This is a genomic window from Amycolatopsis sp. TRM77291 (assembly GCF_054166285.1).
Genome location: NZ_JBSZHF010000001.1, coordinates 6,853,951 through 6,874,210, shown reverse-complemented (window position 1 = coordinate 6,874,210; position 20,260 = coordinate 6,853,951). Strand labels below are relative to the sequence as shown.

At 67.5% G+C, this 20,260-nt stretch carries 21 protein-coding genes and 6 tRNA genes; 16 read left to right on the top strand and 11 right to left on the bottom strand.

Annotated features, from left to right (window positions below; all coding sequences use genetic code 11):
- The first annotated feature begins 38 nt into the window (after positions 1-38).
- The 8 genes from ACXIZN_RS32040 to ACXIZN_RS32005 all read left to right on the top strand — a co-directional run bounded on the left by ACXIZN_RS32040 (position 39) and on the right by ACXIZN_RS32005 (position 7,046).
- Positions 39-671: a dienelactone hydrolase family protein gene (locus ACXIZN_RS32040; RefSeq protein ID WP_457958785.1), complete on the top strand. Its 633-nt coding sequence runs from the start codon at positions 39-41 to the stop codon at positions 669-671.
- A gap of 48 nt (positions 672-719) precedes the next feature.
- Positions 720-1,199 (top strand): hypothetical protein, encoded by a 480-nt coding sequence (locus ACXIZN_RS32035; RefSeq protein WP_457958784.1) that lies wholly within the window; start codon positions 720-722, stop codon positions 1,197-1,199.
- Positions 1,199-2,335, top strand: a complete 1,137-nt coding sequence (locus ACXIZN_RS32030) for a PPE domain-containing protein (protein ID WP_457958783.1) — start codon at positions 1,199-1,201, stop codon at positions 2,333-2,335. Before ACXIZN_RS32035 ends, ACXIZN_RS32030 begins: the two co-directional genes overlap by 1 nt.
- On the top strand, positions 2,335-3,096 hold the full coding sequence (locus tag ACXIZN_RS32025) for an ESX secretion-associated protein EspG (RefSeq protein ID WP_457958782.1): 762 nt from the start codon (positions 2,335-2,337) through the stop codon (positions 3,094-3,096). Before ACXIZN_RS32030 ends, ACXIZN_RS32025 begins: the two co-directional genes overlap by 1 nt.
- 19 nt (positions 3,097-3,115) lie before the next feature.
- A complete protein-coding gene (locus ACXIZN_RS32020) occupies positions 3,116-5,092 on the top strand; it encodes an acetoacetate--CoA ligase (RefSeq protein WP_457958781.1) in 1,977 nt (658 codons plus the stop codon).
- A gap of 33 nt (positions 5,093-5,125) precedes the next feature.
- Positions 5,126-6,775 (top strand): phosphatidylglycerol lysyltransferase domain-containing protein, encoded by a 1,650-nt coding sequence (locus tag ACXIZN_RS32015; RefSeq protein ID WP_457958780.1) that lies wholly within the window; start codon positions 5,126-5,128, stop codon positions 6,773-6,775.
- Positions 6,776-6,840: 65 nt separating this feature from the next.
- A tRNA-Ser gene (locus tag ACXIZN_RS32010) sits at positions 6,841-6,930 on the top strand.
- A gap of 42 nt (positions 6,931-6,972) precedes the next feature.
- Positions 6,973-7,046: transfer RNA gene (locus tag ACXIZN_RS32005), tRNA-Arg, on the top strand.
- 390 nt (positions 7,047-7,436) lie between these two features.
- Here ACXIZN_RS32005 and ACXIZN_RS32000 read toward each other — a convergent pair.
- The 5 genes from ACXIZN_RS32000 to ACXIZN_RS31980 all read right to left on the bottom strand — a co-directional run bounded on the left by ACXIZN_RS32000 (position 7,437) and on the right by ACXIZN_RS31980 (position 9,385).
- Positions 7,437-7,508 (bottom strand) — tRNA-Cys (locus ACXIZN_RS32000).
- Positions 7,509-7,522: 14 nt separating this feature from the next.
- Positions 7,523-7,594, bottom strand: a tRNA-Arg gene (locus ACXIZN_RS31995).
- A 3-nt stretch (positions 7,595-7,597) separates the two neighbouring features.
- A tRNA-Ser gene (locus tag ACXIZN_RS31990) sits at positions 7,598-7,686 on the bottom strand.
- 105 nt (positions 7,687-7,791) lie between these two features.
- Positions 7,792-7,865 (bottom strand) — tRNA-Arg (locus ACXIZN_RS31985).
- A 512-nt stretch (positions 7,866-8,377) separates the two neighbouring features.
- A complete protein-coding gene (locus ACXIZN_RS31980) occupies positions 8,378-9,385 on the bottom strand; it encodes a hypothetical protein (protein ID WP_457958779.1) in 1,008 nt (335 codons plus the stop codon).
- 162 nt (positions 9,386-9,547) lie between these two features.
- On the opposite strand from ACXIZN_RS31980, the gene ACXIZN_RS31975 reads away from it, so the two are divergent.
- Positions 9,548-11,002: an AAA family ATPase gene (locus ACXIZN_RS31975; protein WP_457958778.1), complete on the top strand. Its 1,455-nt coding sequence runs from the start codon at positions 9,548-9,550 to the stop codon at positions 11,000-11,002.
- Positions 10,999-12,198, top strand: coding sequence for a hypothetical protein (locus ACXIZN_RS31970; protein ID WP_457958777.1), 1,200 nt, complete (start codon positions 10,999-11,001; stop codon positions 12,196-12,198). The genes ACXIZN_RS31975 and ACXIZN_RS31970 overlap by 4 nt, the downstream gene beginning before the upstream one ends.
- Here ACXIZN_RS31970 and ACXIZN_RS31965 read toward each other — a convergent pair.
- Positions 12,195-12,761 carry a TetR/AcrR family transcriptional regulator gene (locus tag ACXIZN_RS31965; RefSeq protein ID WP_457958776.1) on the bottom strand — a complete coding sequence of 189 codons (567 nt, stop codon included), beginning with the start codon at positions 12,759-12,761 and terminating at the stop codon, positions 12,195-12,197. The two genes, ACXIZN_RS31970 and ACXIZN_RS31965, sit on opposite strands and share 4 nt — an antisense overlap.
- A 47-nt stretch (positions 12,762-12,808) precedes the next feature.
- Between ACXIZN_RS31965 and ACXIZN_RS31960 the strand changes: the two genes are divergently transcribed.
- A complete protein-coding gene (locus ACXIZN_RS31960; protein ID WP_457958775.1) occupies positions 12,809-13,477 on the top strand; it encodes an SDR family oxidoreductase in 669 nt (222 codons plus the stop codon).
- A 4-nt stretch (positions 13,478-13,481) separates the two neighbouring features.
- Positions 13,482-14,375 carry an SWIM zinc finger family protein gene (locus ACXIZN_RS31955; RefSeq protein ID WP_457958774.1) on the top strand — a complete coding sequence of 298 codons (894 nt, stop codon included), beginning with the start codon at positions 13,482-13,484 and terminating at the stop codon, positions 14,373-14,375.
- Here the strand turns inward: ACXIZN_RS31955 and ACXIZN_RS31950 are convergent.
- Positions 14,372-15,364 (bottom strand): tetratricopeptide repeat protein, encoded by a 993-nt coding sequence (locus ACXIZN_RS31950; RefSeq protein ID WP_457958773.1) that lies wholly within the window; start codon positions 15,362-15,364, stop codon positions 14,372-14,374. The two genes, ACXIZN_RS31955 and ACXIZN_RS31950, sit on opposite strands and share 4 nt — an antisense overlap.
- A 156-nt stretch (positions 15,365-15,520) precedes the next feature.
- On the opposite strand from ACXIZN_RS31950, the gene ACXIZN_RS31945 reads away from it, so the two are divergent.
- Both ACXIZN_RS31945 and ACXIZN_RS31940 read left to right on the top strand, forming a co-directional pair.
- A complete protein-coding gene (locus tag ACXIZN_RS31945; RefSeq protein ID WP_034319855.1) occupies positions 15,521-16,189 on the top strand; it encodes an HNH endonuclease family protein in 669 nt (222 codons plus the stop codon).
- Positions 16,190-16,217: 28 nt separating this feature from the next.
- Positions 16,218-16,874, top strand: a complete 657-nt coding sequence (locus tag ACXIZN_RS31940; protein WP_457958772.1) for an alpha/beta fold hydrolase — start codon at positions 16,218-16,220, stop codon at positions 16,872-16,874.
- Here ACXIZN_RS31940 and ACXIZN_RS31935 read toward each other — a convergent pair.
- Entirely contained in the window at positions 16,852-17,487 is a 636-nt protein-coding gene (locus ACXIZN_RS31935; protein ID WP_457958771.1) for a nitroreductase family protein, read from the bottom strand. The two genes, ACXIZN_RS31940 and ACXIZN_RS31935, sit on opposite strands and share 23 nt — an antisense overlap.
- Before the next feature lie 55 nt (positions 17,488-17,542).
- On the opposite strand from ACXIZN_RS31935, the gene ACXIZN_RS31930 reads away from it, so the two are divergent.
- Complete coding sequence (locus tag ACXIZN_RS31930; RefSeq protein WP_457960646.1) at positions 17,543-18,019, top strand: MarR family transcriptional regulator; 477 nt, start codon at positions 17,543-17,545, stop codon at positions 18,017-18,019.
- On the opposite strand, the gene ACXIZN_RS31925 is transcribed toward ACXIZN_RS31930, so the two are convergent.
- From ACXIZN_RS31925 to ACXIZN_RS31915, 3 genes are all read right to left on the bottom strand, one after another.
- Positions 17,988-18,413: an ATP-binding protein gene (locus ACXIZN_RS31925; protein WP_257483765.1), complete on the bottom strand. Its 426-nt coding sequence runs from the start codon at positions 18,411-18,413 to the stop codon at positions 17,988-17,990. The two genes, ACXIZN_RS31930 and ACXIZN_RS31925, sit on opposite strands and share 32 nt — an antisense overlap.
- Positions 18,414-18,490: 77 nt before the next feature.
- Entirely contained in the window at positions 18,491-19,264 is a 774-nt protein-coding gene (locus tag ACXIZN_RS31920; RefSeq protein ID WP_457958770.1) for a SigB/SigF/SigG family RNA polymerase sigma factor, read from the bottom strand.
- Positions 19,261-19,677 carry an ATP-binding protein gene (locus tag ACXIZN_RS31915; protein WP_016330768.1) on the bottom strand — a complete coding sequence of 139 codons (417 nt, stop codon included), beginning with the start codon at positions 19,675-19,677 and terminating at the stop codon, positions 19,261-19,263. The genes ACXIZN_RS31920 and ACXIZN_RS31915 overlap by 4 nt, the downstream gene beginning before the upstream one ends.
- A 136-nt stretch (positions 19,678-19,813) precedes the next feature.
- On the opposite strand from ACXIZN_RS31915, the gene ACXIZN_RS31910 reads away from it, so the two are divergent.
- On the top strand, positions 19,814-20,122 hold the full coding sequence (locus ACXIZN_RS31910) for a WhiB family transcriptional regulator (protein WP_037315146.1): 309 nt from the start codon (positions 19,814-19,816) through the stop codon (positions 20,120-20,122).
- Positions 20,123-20,260 lie beyond the last annotated feature (138 nt).

Here is a 20,260-nt window from a genome sequence, read left to right as displayed (position 1 = left end):
AGCTCCGAATATTTACCTAAGAGTGGTCTGATGGAGGAATGACCCTGACGACCACCGTGGAACACCAGCACGCCGACGGCCACACGCTGCGCCTGACCTTCGCCGAACCGGATGGTGTCGTCCGCGGCGGGCTCGTGGTGCTGCACGAGGAGGCCGAAGAGGTCGAAGAGGGTCTTGGCCTGCTCCTGGCCGGTCTCGCCGGCGAAGGCTGGCTCACCGTCACCCCGCATCTCGACCGCGACGACCTCACCCAGCAGGACTTGCTCGAAGCCACCGACGCGACGCTCGCGTGGCTCGGCGAGCGCGGTATCCAGGCGGATCTCGTCGGTGTCGTCGGTTTCGACCTCGGCGGGACGGCCGCGCTGGTTGTGGCGTCGAACCGCAGGCTGGGCGCGGCGGTCAGCGTCGGCGGGCAGGGCGTCACCGGGCTGCCCGTCCTGGTCGAGATCGCCGGACGGCTCACCAGCCCCTGGCTCGGCATGTACGGCGACGCGGGCGACGAGGCCGGAGGCGCCGAGGTCGAACAGCTGCGTGACGCGGCGGCGACGGCGAACGTCGCGACGAACGTCGTCCACTACCCGGGCGCCAACCACCGTTTCGACGCCGACCCGGCCGCGGCCGCGGAGGCCTGGCAGCGCACGCTGAATTGGTTCGACGCCCACCTGCGATGACCCCGTTCGCGCTAGCATTCCCCTGAGATGTGACAGGGGAGGGGTCCGATGGCACAGTCACCCAAGGTATCTGCGACGCCACAGGCCGCGTTCGGAGCTTCGGCTCCGGCCTTGGCGCCGGTGGCGGGTCAGATCCGGGACTCGAAGACCGATGCCAAGAAGGGGACCGTCAAGGTCTCCGAGGACGCCGCCAAAAAGCTCGTCGACGCGCTGCTGAAGGCACGGCACGAGCTCAACGCGCTGATCAAGGACTCGACGGAGTTCAACGCGCCGTTGAAGCTGGGCGCGAACTTCGTCGGTCACACGATGAGCGAACGCTTCCAGGGCGCCGCGAACAAGGGCACCGAAGCGGCCGTCCCCGTTCTCAAGGACTTCGCCGTGGTGCTCAAGGACTTCCAGCTCACCGTGATGGCGGCACGGAAGATGTACGTCGCCGCGGACGAGGAGGGCCAGGAGCAGCTCGAACGGGTCGCCCGCCGGTTCGACATGGAGGACATCGTCGACCACGAGCGGAAGGACGAGCACTGATGCGCATCCTGCCCATGCCGTGGCCGCCGCGGGAGCCCGAACCGCGACCGGGCCCCGAACACCTCAACGCCGACATCGACTGGATGAGCTACTCGCATCGGGAGCTCTACGAAATGGTCCACGACGAGCTGGACCTCGCGAGCGCGGAGGCCGTCGCCGCGCAGTGGACGAAGATCAGCGCGTTCCTGGACCGGGTCGGTTCCGAACTCCGGGCCGCGCTCGTCGCCACCGCCGACGGCTGGACGGGCGAGGGCGCGGACAGGGCCCGTGACGCCGCGATCAAGCTCGTCGACTGGGCAGGAGAGACGGGCTGGCGCGCGGAGAACGTCGCGAACTGCGTGCGCCGCCAGGCGGACATCGCCGACACCGCGCGGCGCACGATGCCCGAGCCGCCGGGATACGCCCCGCGGCCCAAGCCGCCGGAGGCGCCGAAACGCCGCCCGATCCCGGTCGCGGACCAGGATTCGACGCAGGCCATGTCGGCCTCGCCGCCGTCGGGAGGCGGTTTCGCCGAGGCGGGGCGGATCGTCGCCGAACCCACCGACGAGAGTTCGCAGGATCTGCACCGGCAGGCGGCCGACGTGATGACGCGGATGCAGCGGAGCTCCGGCGAGGTCTACGAGAACGTTCCGACCTTCACCTCGTACGGCAAGCAGCCGAGGATTCTCGAGACACCCGAAGAACCGACGCCGAAACCCGAACCGACGCCGGAACCGGTGCCGCCGCCGGACGACACCACGAGCAGCAGCGGCGTCGACGACACCGCCGCCCCGATCCAGGTGCGGGAGCCGGTCGAGGCGCCGCGACAGCCTGGCGCGAGCAGCGGCGCCTACGTCCCGCCGCCACCCGGCACCTCCGGTGGGACCCAGGAGCAGCTCGGGCAGGGTGGCCGTTCCGGTGCCGGCGGGTTCGGGCCGTCCGGGCCGCAGCCGGGTCAGGTCGCCGGGACCCGGGCCGCGGCCGCGGGGATCGGCGGCGTCGGCGGGATGCCGATGGGGATGATGCCGCCGCAAGGGCAGCAGGACGGCCAAAACCGCAAGACTCCGGACTACCTCGTCGAGGATTCCGACGTCTGGGGTCTCAGCGGGCAGGTGACGCCGCCGGTCATCGGCGAAGACCCGAGGACCGACCGCTGATGGACTGGATCCGGTTGCACGTCGGGGAACTGTTCCTCCTCTGGTCGGCGCACGGGCGCGGCGAACTGCCCGCGGTGCTGGAGATCCCGCACGTCGGGCGGACACCGGAGTTCCGGGCGGAACTGGTGGCCACGGCGAGCGCGACGCTGTCCGAACGCGGCCTCGGCACGGTCGACTCACCAGCGCCCGAGCTGGTGCGGCTGCTGCACACCGTCGCGAACAGCGATCTCACGCTGGACCTGCGGCTCGACGGCGAACCGGCGTACCGGGCCGTCGGCTGCGTGTCCGATCGCGGCGCGGTCGCGATCGGCGTTGCGGGCATCGACGTCGAGCTGTCCGCGCTGCGGGAGCCGCTCGTCGCCGCGACCCTGCTGCAGGCGCTGCCGCCGTGCGAGCAGGGACGGGGCCTCTCGGTCAACCTCCGGGTCGACGACTACACGGCCGCTTGCGAGGCGGGGGAGCGCGGCGGACAGCCGGCGTTCTCCGACGTCCTGCGCGACGCCGGGCTGCGGGAACCCGAGGTCATCGTGATGGTGCGCATCGCGACACAGCGGATCGGCGGCGGGCGGCTCGGCGCGGCCAGGAAGTCGTGGGAGGGCCGCTGGGTACGCAGCGAAGGGACGCTGACCTGGGTGGACACCCCCGACGGCCGCTACGGGCTCCGTCGCGATCGAGGGTGGCTGACCGTCACACCGCTCGACGCCTCGCGGCTCAAGACGATGGCGTACGAGCTGTTCACGGGGGCTCGCCAGTTCGGTTAACGAGGGTTAACATCGCGGGGTGACGCACACCGCCGACGCCCCAGAAGTGCTCTGGCGCCCTGAGCCGAGCCGCCTGTCCGACACCAAGATCGACGCGTTCCGCCAGTGGCTGCGCACCGAACGCGGCGTGGAGGTCGACGACTACAACGCTTTGTGGGAGTTCTCCGTCCAGCGCGGGCCGGAGTTCTGGTCCGCCGTCGCCGGCTTCCTCGGCGTGCGCTGGCACGACGAGCCCGGCGAGGTGCTCTCCGGCGAGATGCCGAACGCCCGGTGGTTCGCGGGCGGCACGCTGAACTACGCCGAGCACTCGCTCATGCCCGGTGTCGCGGGCGCCGCGAAGGCCGACGACGAGGTCGCCGTGATCTTCCACCGCGAAGACGGCCTCTCGTCGCAGCTGACGTACGGCGCTCTGCGATCCGCCGTCGCCTCCGCGCGGGAAGGGCTGCGGAAGCTGGGAGTGTCCAAAGGGGACAGGGTCGTCGCGCTGGCGCCGAACTGCCCGCAGACGCTGATCGCCTTCCTCGCCACCGCGAGCCTCGGCGCGATCTGGTCGTCGTGCTCGCCGGACTTCGGCGTCCGCGCGATCACCGACCGCTTCGCGCAGATCGAGCCGAAGGTGCTGATCGCGGTCAACGGCTACGTCTACAATGGACGGTGGTTCGACAGCCGGTCGACGGTGAACTCGCTGCGGGACGAGATCCCCACGCTCGAAGCGACCGTGCTCGTCGACTACGCCGGCGGCCGCCTCGACGGCACGCTCGACTGGGACAAGCTGCTCGCCGACAACGAAGGCGCGGAGCTGGCGTTCGAGCCCGTCGACTTCGCCCACCCGCTGTGGGTGCTGTACTCCTCGGGGACCACCGGCCTGCCGAAGGGCATCGTCCACGGGCACGGCGGGATCACCCTCGAACACCTCAAAGCCCTTGCCCTGCAAAGCGATCTCGGCCCCGGCGATCGGTTCTTCTGGTTCACCACCACCGGCTGGATGATGTGGAACTTCCTCATCTCCGGCCTGCTGACCGGCACCACGATCGTGCTCTTCGACGGCAGCCCTGGCCATCCGGACCTGAACGTGTTGTGGCACTTGGCCGAGCAGCACCGCGTCACCTATTTCGGCACGTCGGCGCCGTACATCCAGAGCTGCCTGAAGGCCGGTATCAAGCCGGCCGAGCGGTACGACCTCACCGCGTTGCGCGCCTTGGGCTCCACCGGCGCGCCGCTGAGCGTCGAGGGCTTCCGATGGATCGTCGACGAGGTCGGAAAACGCGTCCAGATCTGCTCGGTGTCCGGCGGTACGGACCTGTGCGCGGCGTTCGTCGCGTCGGCCCCGGACGTCCCGGTCTGGCTGGGCGAGCTCTCGGTCCGCGCGCTCGGCGCCGCCGTCGCCGCGTTCGACGAGGCCGGGAAACCCGTGGTGGAGACGGTCGGCGAACTGGTGATCACCGAGCCGATGCCGTCGATGCCCGTGTTCTTCTGGAACGACCCGGACGGCTCGCGGCTGCGCGAGGCGTACTTCGAGATGTACCCCGGGATCTGGCGGCACGGCGACTGGATCCGGATCACCGGACGCGGCTCCGCCGTCATCTACGGGCGCAGCGACTCGACGCTGAACCGCGGCGGCGTCCGGATGGGCACGGCCGAGTTCTACCGCGTCGTGGAGTCGTTCGACCAGGTGGCCGACTCGCTGGTGATCGACACGTCGGCGGCGGGGAACGAGGACGGGCAGCTGCTGTGTTTCCTCGTGCTGGCCGAAGGCGCGTCGCTCGACGAGGTCGAGCCCGCCCTGCGCAAGGAACTGCGCGGTGCCCTCTCGCCGCGGCACGTGCCCGACCGGTTCGTCCAGGTGAGCGAGGTGCCCCGGACGCTCAACGGCAAGAAATGCGAGGTTCCGGTCAAGAAGATCCTTTCGGGTGTTTCCCCTGACCGCGCCGTCAGCCGGGACGCCCTGCTGAACCCCGACGCCCTTGTACCGTTCGTGGAGCTGGCGAGGAGCTGAACATAGGGGCGGGACTTGGCGGGCGCTTGGCGGGTGGCTGGGGCCACCTCCGTGGTGGTGATCACCTGGGTGACGCGGCTGGCCGGACTGCTGGCCGTGGTCTCGGTGCTGGTCCCGGCCGGGCGGCGCACCCTGCGCGGGCGCGTCGCCGAATGGCTGGAACTGCCGCACGAGGCCACGGTCGGCGCGGCGACGGTCGTGCTGGTGACCGGTGTGCTGCTGATGCTGCTCGCCACCGGCCTCAAACGGCGCAAGCGGCGGGCCTGGCAGCTGGCGGTCGCCACCGCCGCGCTGCTGACCGTGTCGCACCTCGGGCTGCGGCACGCCCTCGGCGCGGGTCTCGTGTCACTCGCGCTGCTGATCGCCCTGATCGCGACGCGGCGCCATTTCATCGCGCTCCCCGATCCGGTCACCGGCCGGTGGCGCGCGGTCCGGGTCTTCCTGCAACTGGCGCTGGCCGGGGTCGCGATCAACTTCGTACTGCTGTCGGTCGCGCCTGTCGACGCGGGTATCGGCGACCGCCTGGCGCAGTCGGCGCTGGCCCTGGCCGGCGTGAGCGGCCCGGTGACGTTCCCCGCGCTGTGGCTGGAAGACCTGTCGGCCGCCGTCGGCCTGCTGTTCGGGATCGCCGCGGTGCTGCTGGCCGCGTACTTCCTGCTCCGCTCGGCCGAACCCGCGCCGGAGCTGACCGACGACAAGGTCGAACGGCTGCGCGGGCTGCTGGGGGAGCGGGACTCGCTGGGGTACTTCGCCCTGCGCCGGGACAAGTTCGTGGTCTTCTCGAAGTCGGGGAAGGCCGCGGTGACCTATCGGGTGATCGCCGGGGTCGCGCTGTGCTCGGCGGACCCCCTCGGTGACCCGGAAGCGTGGCCCGGCGCGATCGAGGAGTACCTGGACGTCTGCCGGCGGTACGCCTGGACCCCGGCGGCCATAGGCTGCTCGGAACTGGGCGCGACCGTCTGGGCACGCTTCGGGCTCGAAGTGCTGGAGATCGGCGACGAGGCCGTCGTCGACACCGGCACCTTCACTCTCGAAGGACGCGTCATGCGCGGAGTCCGCCAAGCCGTCTCACGCACGAAGCGCGCCGGCTACACCGCGCGCGTCCGGAAAGCCGAATACCTTCGCGACGAGGAGCTGAACGAACTCCGCACCCTCGCCGCCACCTGGCGCGGCACCGACACCGAACGCGGCTTCTCGATGGCACTCGGCCGCATGGGCGACCCAGGCTCGACGCTGGTGACCGCCGAACACGACGGTCGAGTGCGCGGTGTCCTCCAGTTCGTGCCCTGGGGCGAGAAGGGCCTCTCCCTGGACGTCATGCGCCGTGACCGGACCGCCGACAACGGCGTCAACGAACTGATGATCTCTGAACTCCTCCTGACCACCCCCGCCCAGCACGTCTCCCTGAACTTCGCCGCCTTCCGCGCGGTGTTGGAGCAAGGCCAGCGCATCGGCGCCGGCCCCGTCGCCCGCCTGTCCGCCCGGACACTGCGATTCTTCTCACGCTGGATCCAGATCGAGACCCTCTACCGCTTCAACGCGAAGTTCCAGCCCCGCTGGGTCCCGCGCTACCTGACCTACCCCGCGGCCCGCGACCTCCCCCGTGTCGGCGTCGCCGTCTTCGAAGCCGAAGGACTCGGCGGACGCCCATATCGCCTGCTCAGAGCCCTGCAGCGCGTCTAAGGGGGGTGCCTTCCGAGGGGGTCCGCGGGGTGTGTAACCTATTTGAGCAGTGGTCGTTGGGCCTGGGAGGCTTCGCCTAGTCTGGTCTATGGCGCCGCACTGCTAATGCGGTTGGGGGTAACCCCCCCTCCCGGGTTCAAATCCCGGAGCCTCCGCTGGTACCTGTCCCGGCAGGTGCTAGATTGATAACTGAACAAGCGCCCGTAGCTCAGCTGGATAGAGCATCTGACTACGGATCAGAAGGTCAGGGGTTCGAATCCCTTCGGGCGCACGTCTGGTTGAGACAGCACTAAGGCCCTCCCGTTCGCGGGAGGGCCTTTTTGTCTGTCCTGTGTGGAATCAGCGCCGCCGCCGTTCGTTGTGCGCGTCTTATCGGAGATCGTCTGTGTGAACCAGTCGCTTCGTTGCCCGGTCACCATGAGCGCTCCCGAACCGGTGCGCCCAGTTCGCGTCGAAGCCACGGTGCTCGCGGCAGAACCCTTAGCGCGTAGACGATCTGCGTCCGGCGGACTCCGCGAGGTCGTACAGCTCGGCGTGCTCCGGACGTCCTGCGCTGGAAGGATCCTTCATCCTCGACTTCGAGCAGGACGAGCTGTGTCGGCAGCGTCATCCGTGGATCACTCATAGAAGAGCTCTACCTAGGGGCTGGGTAGAGAACAAGAGACCCACCCGGGAGTCGAACCCGGAGTCCAACGGCTTTGCAAGCCGCCGCACGACCGTCGTGAAGTGGGCCGGGTTCGGCCATCGTGCCCTCGGCAGGAGTCGAACCTGCGTTCCCGGCTTCGGACGCCGGCGTCGTATCCGTTGGACCACGAGGGCTTGCGGAGGATGCAGGATTCGAACCTGCGCGACGTTCTCACGCCGACCACCGTTTTCGGGACGGTTGCCTTACCGGGCTCGGCCAATCCTCCTGGATCTGCTCGTCGGACGCGGGTGCCTCCTGGGCCCGAATCAGGCGGGTCACCAGTGCCCTCGCATCCGTCGACCGGCGTATCCCCCTCGGATACGCCGGCCAGTACCCCTGCCAGGACTCGAACCTGGGACCTCCGCATTCGTAGTGCGGCGCTCTGTCCACCTGAGCTACAGGGGCGAAGTGGAGGCGAGTGCACGCCTCCACCGGCGCTCGTCCTGGCCGCCTCTTCGACGACGGGGACGAGCTTTGGGACAAGTCTTCAGTTCTCAAGGTTCGCGCTGAAATGGTCAGCGTCGAGCACCGGCGGGAGGAGTCGAACCCCCTGGACACGATTTTGGAGACCGTTCCGCTTCCCAAGCTCGCCGATAGGGAATGCTTTCGCGCAGCAAAAAGAGAGAAGCCGCCCGGATCGGTTTCCCGATGGGCGGCTCCCTGACATCACACGCGCTATGGCGTCATGACGGGGAGCCCTTGTCGACCAGAACTCGCTGGTCGTAGCGTCGTGAACGTCGCCAGGAACAGGGCGACGAACACACGACGATGGACGCGGCGGCCGAATGCCGACGCTGCGCCTTTCGCTCGTGCATGTTCATCATGGCTGCTCCTGGGGTTGGTCGAGTGCTCTAACTATGACTCAAGATTCGCTGTGAAGCAACGCCTTTGCGGAGCAGCGATCAGAGTGTGGGCGGCTAATCCGTCGGTGGCCCTTCGAACGATACCTCGAAGAGGTGCTGGTCCGGTCGCTCTGCGGTTAGCCACAGGGGGAAGTGTGCTTCATAGTTCGCGTTGGGGTCGACTCCCTTGAGCCAGAAGAGTGGAAGCTTCCGCTCCATCGCGTTCCGGAGCGCGACGTTGTCGGAGTGGAGAGGGTCCTCGCCTCGATACTTGTAGCGAAGAATTCGACCGCTTTCGTCGACTTCGTCTTCATAAGGACGCTCTTCAGTTGGTCGCCTGTAGACTGTTTTGATCGATAGGGCGCTGCCGAGTTTCGCTGGCTTGTGAATGCCGGACTGGGGGTTGAGGATCGGAATGCGCGTGCCCTCGAAGAGGAAGTTGCTCATTTGCGCGAACGGGATTGGACCACCGTTCTGAGCCGTCAGGTCTTCGAGCCACTCGAAGACTGCATCGCGGACTGACCGTTCAAACTCGATGGGCACTTCGTGGCCCTTGACTCGCTGTGTCCGGGGCAGCTTCGTGGTTGCAGTCGGTGACTCGCGCTTCAGGGCAGCAGTGCGGAGAAACACTGGTGGGACAAGTCGGACTGCACTGCGGAGCGCGTCGACCACGCTGGGGGCGAAGTACTCGTAAAGCACGTCGGCTGCAGTGAAGATGCCACGTGGTTCGTCGAGGACGTTCACTACTTCGTCCCTGAGGCTGCCCTGTGCTCCGTTGTCTCGCAACCACTTCGCTGAGCGAGGAGCCTCGGCGATGGGCGACCCGACTTCTGTTGTCGGAGTCCACAGCGTCCGCTCGAGCTCCCAGAAGGGCTGTGAGGCAGGCACCTTCCGCAAACTGAATCGATCAATCAAGTGGCTGAGGGGGCCTTCTGCGGCCTCGAAGCTTGTCGTGGGGGAACGTTCATCGAGGTATCGACCGAAGAGCCAGAGCAACAACAAGGGCTTGTGGAGCGCGTCCTGATTCCCGACCCGCTCGGTCCGAAGGTTACGAAGCTGCTCGTGCAGGCCGCTCTTGTCCACAACCACCCCTCCGTATGACGCAGACGACTGAGTGTAGTGGCGCGACGCTTGCGTACGCGCAACTAGTAGTGCGAAGCGTGTCCGCTTTCGAGGGTCGGGCGCTGGCCTGTCACTGTGCGTGGCGCGGGGCAGTCCTGACCGTTCGCCGGTACCTTCGGTGTCATGACTGAGGCGGAGGAATGGACTCCTGAGACGGTGCTCCGAGACGGCCTGGATCAGATCGACCTAGACTCGCCAAGCGGGACGAAGTTTTCGCGCCTCGAGTACTACCTAGGAAGCGTCGCGGACATCCGAGTGACTCGTGTTGCAGCAATTCAAATCAGCAGGCCTGTGGAGTTGTCTGGCCAGCTGAGGCGATCAACACGGGTTGACAACGCCGAGGTTGTGGCAGTGGTCGTTCCTCTGGACGACACTGACCGAGCAGTCGCCGAGCTTCGCGACTACCTTCGATCAAACGAGACGCCCGCGGCCCTTCTGCTTGGAAAAGCTAATTCTGGGTGGAAAGTCAAATGGGTTGGCATGCAGGAGGGTGCAGAAATTGCCTCCGCTGGGGCACTTGCCAGGTTCTTCGGGATGCCGCTAGAAAGCGTAGTAGTGAAGGCTGCAAAGATTCGTACTCGTGCGCATAGGCTGGCCATCGATGATCGCATCAATCGGATGCTTCGGCTGTCTGTGCGGTCCAGCAAGTCAGTGATGCTAGTGGGGCCGCCTGGCACTGGAAAGACGCAGTTGGTCGGTGAGCTCATTGACGATATTGGCAAGGACCCCGAGTCCTTCGGGATGGGACTTATCCATGACCCGCTCATTGTGACACCGGACGAGTCGTGGACTACCCGAGATCTGGTCGGTGGCGACACGGTCGACGACCAGGGACGCTTGCGGTTCAGTCCCGGCCATGTGCTAGAAGCCATCGCGCAGGACCAGTGGCTGGTCCTTGACGAAGCAAACCGGGCTGATCTGGACCGGATCTTCGGCGGATTGCTCACCTGGCTCTCCGGCAAGGAGGTCATGGTTGGGCGGGTCAGTGCGGACCCGAAGTCGAGCCCAATAATCCTTACCTGGGGCTCAGGTCCTAGAAGTGTTGTAGTCGGTGAAGAGCGGCTCCGATCGGGAAGTTCGTCGAGCGAGCCGATCTATTATGTGGCGGGGACTGACTGGCGGCTCATCGGTACCTACAATGCGGTCGACGCGCAGCGCGTATTCCGATTTGGTCAGGCCCTCGGTCGACGGTTCGGCCACGTCCCGGTGTCGGCGCCTTCGGCCGACCAATTCGCGACAGCGCTGACAAATAGGCTCAGTGATTCCAAGGCGCCAGAGCCGCAGGTAAGTCAACTGCGCGTCATTCTAGAGCGGATTTACGCCGCTCAGGGTGACGTTTTGGACCCGATGGGGCCAGCGGCTCTTCTCGACGTTTCTGAGTACGTGGCTGCCGGGTTAGCAGAACCTGGCTCCGACCTTACGCAGTTGGTTGCCGAGGGCTACTTGGCCAGTATGGGGTCCTGGTTGTCTGGCTACGACGGAAACACACTGGGAAGGTTGGGCGTCATGCTGGGGGCTGCGGATGTGCTGGGCGAGCAGTGGGCGTGGGTACTGGACCATCTGAAGGCTCTTCGATGACAAAGAAGCTGTCCTTCCCTGAGGATGGTCTTGTCGAGCTTTTTCGCAGTTGGTCTGGCAAGGGTGAGCTGTACGCAGGTCTGGCCGCGGTGCTGAGCGAGGATGACTTTGAGTGGACAAAGGACGATGTCGAGCGTCGAGCCCACGTCATTCTCTTCGAGCAGTGTCGACCACTCATCGAGCAATTGCCTGAGAGCATTCAGGACTGGTTGAGCGTCTTACCGGTGGCTACCCAAGCGGAGACTGTGCGCAGTCGATCTCCTCGCGGCGCGATCAACTGGGCCAACACTCGCCGCCAAGGGTGGCCACCTACCGAGTTCTCGGGGCGAGTTCGTCATCGTGGGGTGGACGATCAGTTACTGAGCAGCTTGCGGTGGACCGTCGAGCGTCTCCTCAAGGTGCACCTTCATGCCAAGGAGATGCGACCAACGATCGGTAAGAAAGTACACAGCCAACTGGAGACGCTGGACGACCTGGCGGCGCGGCCGGAACTGCAAGGTGTGGAGGCCGAGCCGCCGGACTTGTTGATGGTCGAAGGGATCCGACGTGCTGGCCCACTTTGGCGAGTGGTCGGCGATTTGGCTGACCTGCTCAGGCAGGAAGAGTCCAGTGATCTAGCTCGGCTTGCCGCTGAGCTACTGTCGCCCGACGAGGACCTTCGGTGGCGGCTTTTCCATCTTTGCGTACTGGGAACGATGCTTGGGGTTTTACGGGACCTGCGGTGCAGGCCGATCAGTCGTCGTCCGCTGGCTGGACGTGCGCAGGGGCCTGCGTTCAAGGTGGAAGTTCCAGGCGCAGACGCCTGGGATTTGTGGTTTGAAGCTGCGGAAATCTGGCGCGCAACAGGAAATACCGAACCGTATAAAGAGGCAACCTTTGGGTTGGCTCAACCAGGTCATGTTCGGGGGGCTGACCTGTTCCTGGTGGACCACGCGAAGAGGCGTGGCGTGGTCATTGAGTGCAAATACACCGCTAAGGGCGCCTACTTGCGTAGCGGGTATGACCAGGCGCTTGCTTACCTGGTTGAGGCCAGGACCTTGCTCATCGACGAAGGCGAGGCGTTTGTTGTAGCTCCGATTGAGGCGGCGCCGAGAGTGGGGGTGGGGCGCACGTTGGCAGGTCCGCTCATCTACTGCGCACCCGAACACCTTAAGGGGGAGTTGACGCGGGTCTTTAAGGGTTGGCTAGCTAGCTAGTCCCCGAAGACGCTGGTCAGAGCCTCCCGGATCAACCCCGCCAGATCCGCCTCCCCATCCGTCTCCGCCCACCGGACCAGCGCCACATGCGCCGCCCCCAAGCACGCCATAGCCGTAGCCCGCACCTGAAAATCTTCGTCCGGCGAGGGCGAAGACCCGCAGAGAGCGGCCACGATCGCATCGGCCGTCGCGTACTGGCTGTCCAGGTGGCGCGCCCGCAGGGCCGGCACCGAGATCATCAGCCGTAGCCGCGCCAACAGGAACGCCTTCTCCTGCGAAGACCCCAAAGCGGCGGTCGACTCCAGCGCGCGCCCGATCCGCACAGGCAGCGGGCCAGGAGGCTGATCAAGCACGGTAGAAGCGGTCACGGGGTCGTACTCGTCGTAGAGGACCAGGTCCTCCTTCGTCGGGAAGTGCCGGTAGACCGTCATCGCCGAGACGCCGGCGGCCGCGGCGACGTCGGCGACGGTGGTCGCGTCGTAGCCGACGTCGGTGAAGAGGCGGATGGCGTGCGTCTGCACCTGAAGCCGGGTTTCGGCGCGCTGGCGGTCTCGAAGGCTCACGTGGTAGACACTATCAAAGTGTTAGTCACTAACATCTGGGGTGAGCGATGAAGACGGCATTGGTGACCGGGGCGTCGCGGGGGATCGGGGCGGCGATCGCGCGAAGGCTCGAGAAAGACGGCATCCGAACGATCAAGCGATCAAGTGAACAGGCCGACTTGTCGACCACGGAAGGTGTCGACAAAGCCTTGGAGGGCATCGACAGTCTGGACATCCTGGTCAACAACGCGGCCGCCCAGCCGGCGGGCCCGATCGAGACGGACACGCCCGAAAGCTTCGATCGCCTGATGGCGGTGAACGTGAAGGCGCCGTACTTCCTCATCCAGCGGGCACCGCTGAACGACGGCGGCCGCATCGTCAACGTCTCGTCGGTCGCCACCAGGATGGCCAACCCCGCCCAGACGTCCTTCGCGATGACCAAGGGCGCGCTCGAGACGATGAGCCGCACCCTCGCCCACCAGCTCGGACCGCGCGGGATCACGGTCAACGTCGTCGCGCCGGGCGCCACCAGGACCGCGGACAACGGCCGGATCTTCACCCCGGAGCTGGAGGCAGCCATCAAAACCCTCACCGCGCACCGGAGGCTCGGCACCGCGGAGGACGTGGCGGACGTCGTCGCGTTCCTCGCCTCCGACGACGCCCGGTGGGTGACCGGGCAGGTCATCGAGGCGAGCGGCGGGTTGTTCCTCGGGCCGCCGGGCCAAGGCGCAGAATAGGCCGGTGACGTGGTTCAGCGAGGACGAACTCCGCAGGCAGGCCGGTGACGTCTCGTTCGCGCGCGGCGCCAAGTACCTGGAGTCGGTCGAGACGCTGGACGACGTCGCGGGCGGGGTCACGGCGGTGGTCAGCGGCACCGACCGGTACACGGTCCGGTTGCGCAACGTCGACGGCGAGCTGGTCGGCGAGTGCTCCTGCCCGCACGCGGCGGACGGCTTCTTCTGCAAGCACTGCGTGGCCGTCGGGCTCTTGGTCCTGGAGGGCGTGGCGGACGGCGGCGCGGCCGACATCCGCGGGTACGTCGAGACCCTGGACCGCGCCGAGCTGGTCGAGCTGCTCGTCGCGCACGCGAACGAGGACCCGGCCCTGTTCCGCAAACTCTCGCTCAAGGCGGGCCGCGGCGACCTCGACGCGTTGCGGCGGCACGTCGAGGGAACGTTGCGGTTGCGCGGTTTCGTCGGCTTCCAGGGCACGGTCGCGTACACCGAGAAGGTGCGCGAGGTGCTCGTCACCGCCAGGGAACTCATGGACGGGCCGCTGCTGTGCCGCATCGTCGAGCTGGTGGTGGAGGCGCTGGACTTCGTCGAGGACTCGTTCGGCGCGCTCGGCGACGAGGCGAGGGGCGCGCTCGCGTTGTACGCCGAGGCCTGCGCGGACTCGCCGCCGGAGCCCAAGGAGCTCGCGGAGTGGTTGCTGCGGTTGGACCTCGACGGTTCGGGCCGGGTCGACGTGAACATCGCGGACTTCACCGCGGGCCTCGGTTTCGAGGGGCTCGCGGTGTTCCGCGCCGGCGTCGAGGAGCGGTGGCGGCTCGACGACGGCGAGGACCCGTACCGCAGCCGCAAACTCCAGCGGCTGCGCGAGGGGTTCGCGGCGATGCGGAACTGGAAGGTCTAGTACCGCTGACGGTTGCGGTACAGCTCCTCCAGATCCTTCAGCCCCGCCTGGTCGCCGGTGTCGGCGGCCGCGCGGAACCAGTGCTCGGCCTCCTGGAAGTTCCCGTGGTCGGCGGCGAGCCTGCCGAGGTTGGTGTACGCGGGAACACTGCCGAGCTCCGCGGCCTTCCGGTACCAGGCGGTGGCCTCGCCGGGGTCGTTCCGGTCGTTGGCCAGCACGCCCAGGTTCGTCATCGCGGCCGCGTCGCCCCGTTTGGCGGCCTTGAGGTACCAGCGTTCGGCGGCGTCGAGTTCACCGCGGCGGTGCAGCACCAGGCCGAGGCGGACGGCGGCGTCGGGGGCACCGGCGGCCGCGGCCGCGTGGTAGCAGCTTTCGGCGCGCGTGAGGTCGCCCCGTTGCTGGGCCTGGTGTCCGAGTTTGATCAGCGACGTCGCGTCGGCCTCTTCGCTGGCCTTGCGCCACCAGGGATCCGCTTCGGACGTCCGGCCAGTGTCGCAGAGCACGGCGCCGAGCGTGATCATCCCTTCGACGTTGCCGGCTTCCGCGGCCTCGCCCGCCCAGTACTCGGCCTCTTCGAGCTCGCCGCGCCGGTGCAGCGCCCGCGCCAGTTCCGCCATCGCCTCGACCCGGCCTTCGGCGGCCGCCCGTCGCCACCAGTCCTGGGCGGCGTCGGAATCCCCTCGTTTCGCGCAGAGATTTCCCAGAAGCGACATGGCATGCGAATCACCGACGGTCGCGGCTTCGCGGTACCAGCGTTCGGCCTGTTCGGGCACGCCGCGCTCGGTCAGGAGATGCGCCAGGTTGCCCATCGCGACCCTGTCCCCGCCCTCGGCGGCCTTCCGGAACCACGCCTCCGCCTCGTCGAGATCGCCGCGTTCCAGCGCGGTGGATCCCATACGCGCCATGGCGATCACGTGACCGCGCTCCGCGGCCTTCCGGTTCAGATAGTCGTCGACCCGGGTGTTCCACTTACGTTTTCCGTCGCCCACAAGCCCGCTCCTTCGGCAGCGTCGCTGGGGTAGTCGCTGCTCAGGGCCCCGATGTGACAACAACTACCGGGTGTCATCGCCGTGTCGCACCCGGTTTCCCCGCGCCGCGCGGCGATACTTGGCGCTCCCCAACCCCCTGTCGAGAGGAACCGCGCGGTGGCAACGCGTACCAGCCAGATGACCACGGCTCAGCGGCTGCTCCTGCTGATCACCCTCGCCGCCGTCGTGCTCGCGGTCTTCTGGTTCGTGAGCGGCAAAGGCGACGCGCTGCAGCCGAAGCCCGCCAACCCCGCGAGCGCCGCCGACGCGCGCAAGCAGTTGGACGAGCTCACCGTCGCGCCGCGCGGTTCGATGGACGGCTACGACCGCAAGAAGTACCCGCACTGGGACAACCAGGGGAACAACTGCAACACCCGCGAGTTCGTGCTCAAGCGTGACGGCAAGGACGTGAAGGCCGGTTCCGACTGCGCTCCGACCTCCGGCAGCTGGACGAGCATCTACGACGGCGAGACCTGGACGAAGCCGACCGACATCGACATCGACCACATGGTCCCGCTCGCGCAGAGCTGGGTCAGCGGCGCGAAGTCGTGGACCGACGAGAAGCGGCGCCAGTTCGCGAACGACCTGACCAGGCCGCAGCTGTTCGCCGTCACCGACAACGTCAACCAGGAGAAGAGCGACAAGGCGCCGGACCAGTGGAAGCCGCCGCTCGTCTCGTTCTGGTGCACCTACGCCACCGACTGGATCACCGTGAAGCACTACTACGGCCTCACGATCACCACCGCCGAGAAGAGCGCGCTCAGCGACATGCTCGGTCGTTGCTGATCCGTCCGGCTTCGGGTTGGCTGTGGCCATGACGACCTTCGTACTGATCCACGGCGGTGGCGGCAGCGCCTGGGACTTCCACCTCCTCGAGGCGGAGCTGACCGGCCGCGGACACGACGTCGTCGCGGTGAACCTGCCGATCGACGACGAGAAGGCCGGTTTCCCGGAGCACGTCGACGCGGTCGTGAACGCGGTCGGCGACCGTGAAGACCTGGTGGTGCTCGGCCATTCCTACGGCGGCTTCACCGCGCCGATCGCCGCCGGGAAGCTTTCGGCACGGCTGCTCGTGATGCTGACCCCGATGATCCCGAAGCCTGGCGAGACGCCGGGGGATTGGTGGGGCAACACGGGTTTCGAGGACGCGGAGGGCCTCACCGACGAGGAGAAGTTCTTCAACGGCGTCCCCGCGGACATCGTCGCGGAGGCGGGCGCGCACGGCCGGAACCAGGTCAGCGCCGAATGGGGACAGCCGTGGCCGCTGGACGAGTGGCCGGACGTCCCGACGAAGGTGGTCATCGGGCGCGAAGACCGCTTCTTCACGCCCGAGTTCCAGCGCCGGGTCGTCCAGGACAGGCTCGGCTTCGCCCCCGACGAGATCGACGGCTCCCACTCCGTGCCCTTGAGCCACCCCAAGGAACTGGCGGACCGGCTGGAGTCCTACCTCACCAGCGGTCCAGCCGCATGACCTCTTCGAGCGGCTGACGCGCGGCGGGCTTGAAGGTGTCGCCGGTGTAGAACGCCGTCGGGATCAGCGCCGCCTGGTGCACGTTCTCCGGCAGCCCGAGGATCTCGGCGGCCTCCTTCTCGTACGCGAGGTGCAGCGTCGTCCACGCGGTGCCGAGCGTGACGGCCCGCGCCGCGAGCATGTAGCTCCACACCGCGGGCAGCAGGTTCCCCCACAGGGCGGCTTGGTTTCCGGCGGGCAGCTCGGCGCTGTCCGTCTCCAGGCACGGGATGACGTGCACGGGCACCTCGCCCATCTTGTCGGCCAGGTACTCGACACTGGAGCCGACGCGCTTCTGCACCTTCGATCGCTGGGGGTCGTCCGCGAACAGTTTCCCGGCGGCGTGCGGGGAATCGAGATACTCGCGGCACGCCCGCTGGTACAGCTTGCCGAGTTCGGCCCGCTGCCCGGGATCGGTGATCACGAGCCAGTGCCAGCGCTGGGTGTTCGATCCGCTCGGCGCCTGCAGAGCCACCTGCAGGGCGTGTTTGACCAGTTCGAGAGGCACCGGCCGGGTCAGGTCCAGTCGTTTGCGGACGGTCCGGGTGGTCGTCAGCAGCTCTTCGGGCGTCATCCGGCGATTATGTCGTTATGATCCGCTGGTGGGGAGGCCGCCGCGCGAACGAGGGATGGGCACGTTGCTCAGGCACGTCCTCGAAGTGACCGAGGCGGACGTCGCCGCGTTCTTCGAGGACATCGGCATGGGGGACTACCGCCCGCGGTTCACGCCGTTCGTCCGCGCGATCGTCACGCACGGTCCGCTGCCCATCCGCGATCTCGCCGCCGAGGTCGGCGTGACCCATTCCGCCGCCAGCCAGACGATCGCGCAGATGGCGCGTCAGGACCTCGTCTCGCTCCGGCCAGGGGCCGACGCCCGGCAGCGGATCGTTTCGCTGACCGAGAAGACGCGGCGCCTGATGCCGACGCTCGAAGCCGAGTGGGCGGCGACCAGCGCCGCGGCCGCACAGCTGGAAGCCGAACTGCCGTACCCGCTCAGGGAGGTACTGATCGCCGCGGTGGAGGCCTTGGAGCGGAAATCGCTCCGGGAGCGCATCGCCGAAACGGACGCCGCGCTCAAGCTGGAGCGTCGGCCCGGTCGAGACTGAACACGGCCCAGACGTACTTCCCGCCGGAGCAGAGCTCGTGGCCCCAGTCGTCGGACAACGCGTGCACCAGCTGGAGACCGCGGCTGCGCGCCGCCATCGGCGACGGCTCCTTCAGCTTCGGCCGGTTCGTCCCGGAGTCGAAGACCCGCAGGGTGAGCCTTCCGTCGGAGTACTCGACCTCGAGCCTGTCCGGCTTCTCGCCGTGCTCGAAGGCGTTCGTGACCAGCTCGGAGGTCGCCAGGAGGACGTCGTCGACCGACGGGCCGTCGAGGCCGAAGCCCGCCAGAGTCGCTCGCACCGCCTGCCGCGCGACGGCGGGTGCCGTCACATCGACCGGCAAGGGGAGGGAGACCACCGGCAACGAGCCCTCCGATCGCGTCTTGGACATCGTCATGGTTCCGCACCTCCCCTCACGAGAGACTCCCAGATCCGCTGTTCGCCTCCCTGATACCCACAAGGGCCGTGGTCGAATCAGGTCCCGTCGGTGAGTTCGGTCTCGGTCAGTCCTTCCCGCAGTTTCTTGAGCGTGGCGGCCAGCAACCTCGACACCTGCATCTGGGAAACACCGACACGGCGCGCGATATCCGATTGGCTCATCCCGGACCCGAACCGCAGCGCGACGATCTTGCGCTCCCGGTCGGGCAGCCGTTCCAGCATCGGCCGCAGCGCCTCGCGCAGCTCCGCCTGGCTCAGATTGGCGTCGGCCTCGCCGAAGCGGGTGTGCGCCGAGTTCTCCAGGAGGTTGTCCAGCGAAGCGCCGTACCGGCCCTGGCCGGCACGGAGACCCTCGTAGACCTCGTCGATCGGGACGCCGAGATGGGCGGCGATCTCACTGGGCTTCGGCGCGCGGGAGAGCCGGACCGTCAGCTCCTCGCGCACGGCGGAGATGTTCGCGTTCAATTCTTTGAGCCGCCGCGGCACCCGCACCGACCAGCTGTTGTCCCGGAAGTGGTGCCGCAGCTCGCCGGAGATGGTGGGGACCGCGAAGGCCAGGAAGTCGCTGCCCTGGCCGGGGTCGAAGCGGTCGACGGCGTGGATCAGCCCGATCGTCGCGATCTGGACCAGATCCTCCATCGACTCGTCCCGGTTGCGGAACTTGCGCGCCAGGTTGCGCGCGAGTTCGAGATGCGCGCGCACCAGTTCGTCCCGCAGCGTCTCGCGCTCGGGGGAGTCCTGTGGCAGCGCGCACATGCGCTCGAACAGGGCCGGAACCTCCGCGCCGTCTTGCTCGACGGGTTCGGTCACGGCCGGGCCGCCTCGCTCTCCCGGATGAGCTCCACCCTGGACAGGTAGCCGCCGTCGGCCGGGGTGACACTCCGCCGCGCGGACGTCGCCAGCGCGGTCAGCAGCTGCCAGGACAGACCGGTCTCGTCGTCGGGTTCCGGAGAGTCCGAAAGCACCGAGACGGTCACCTCGATCCGCCCGTCCTTCCACGAGAAGACGCAGGTCAGGTGCCCGTCGGCGGCCGAGGGGAGCAGCATGGAGCAGGCCTCGTCCACCGCCATCCGGAGATCCTCGACCGCGTCTAGGTCGAAGTCCTGGCGCATCGCGATGTCCGCGACGATCGTCCGGAGAGTCGGTACCACGTGCGGTACCGCGGCCGTGCGTACCTCGATGAGTTGAGCGCCCTCGCCGCCGGGCGGGGTGTTGTCCACCACGTGTGTTCCTCTCTCCAGCTGCGCTGCCGATCGATCAGATGCCCTGGGTGTGAGCAAACCAAACCCACGTTTGAGCCGCGCAGGGGGCGGGCATGTAACCGGCGACAAACGATCTCCTGGGAAGGCGGGGACCGACATGGCTGACGTGAGCCGGCTGCCGAACGTGGTGGCGGAAGAGTGGGACTGGCAGCTCCGTGGGTCGTGCCGAGGCGCCGACAGCAGCTTGTTCTTCCACACGGACAACGAGCGCGGTTCGGCTCGCGAGCGGCGCGAATCCCGGGCCAAGGCCATCTGCCAGACCTGCCCCGTGCTGGCTCAGTGCCGCAAGCACGCGCTCGCCGTGCAGGAGCCGTACGGCATCTGGGGTGGTCTCGGTGAGATCGAGCGCCGCGAGCTGTTCCTCCGCGAGCGCCGCGCCGGGCGCAAGGCGTTGACCGCGCATTGAGCGCTTCCCGGGCACCGGTCGGCGACGCGCGCGACGGCGATCGTGGCGCCCCGTCCGTACTGGGTTAGGGTTGGGACTGTCGTTGCGGGGACAGCCACGCCTACCCGCCGAAGAAGAGCGTGCGTCCGTGTCCGGACT

Bases quoted from the DNA above. Each gene is read 5' to 3' on its own strand.
- ACXIZN_RS32040 (WP_457958785.1), top strand. From the start codon at position 39: ATGACCCTGACGACCACCGTGGAACACCAGCACGCCGACGGCCACACG.
- ACXIZN_RS32035 (WP_457958784.1), top strand. From the start codon at position 720: ATGGCACAGTCACCCAAGGTATCTGCGACGCCACAGGCCGCGTTCGGA.
- ACXIZN_RS32030 (WP_457958783.1), top strand. From the start codon at position 1,199: ATGCGCATCCTGCCCATGCCGTGGCCGCCGCGGGAGCCCGAACCGCGA.
- ACXIZN_RS32025 (WP_457958782.1), top strand. From the start codon at position 2,335: ATGGACTGGATCCGGTTGCACGTCGGGGAACTGTTCCTCCTCTGGTCG.
- ACXIZN_RS31975 (WP_457958778.1), top strand. From the start codon at position 9,548: ATGACTGAGGCGGAGGAATGGACTCCTGAGACGGTGCTCCGAGACGGC.
- ACXIZN_RS31970 (WP_457958777.1), top strand. From the start codon at position 10,999: ATGACAAAGAAGCTGTCCTTCCCTGAGGATGGTCTTGTCGAGCTTTTT.
- ACXIZN_RS31960 (WP_457958775.1), top strand. From the start codon at position 12,809: ATGAAGACGGCATTGGTGACCGGGGCGTCGCGGGGGATCGGGGCGGCG.
- ACXIZN_RS31940 (WP_457958772.1), top strand. From the start codon at position 16,218: ATGACGACCTTCGTACTGATCCACGGCGGTGGCGGCAGCGCCTGGGAC.
- ACXIZN_RS31935 (WP_457958771.1), bottom strand. From the start codon at position 17,487: ATGACGCCCGAAGAGCTGCTGACGACCACCCGGACCGTCCGCAAACGA.
- ACXIZN_RS31930 (WP_457960646.1), top strand. From the start codon at position 17,543: ATGGGCACGTTGCTCAGGCACGTCCTCGAAGTGACCGAGGCGGACGTC.
- ACXIZN_RS31925 (WP_257483765.1), bottom strand. From the start codon at position 18,413: ATGACGATGTCCAAGACGCGATCGGAGGGCTCGTTGCCGGTGGTCTCC.
- ACXIZN_RS31910 (WP_037315146.1), top strand. From the start codon at position 19,814: ATGGCTGACGTGAGCCGGCTGCCGAACGTGGTGGCGGAAGAGTGGGAC.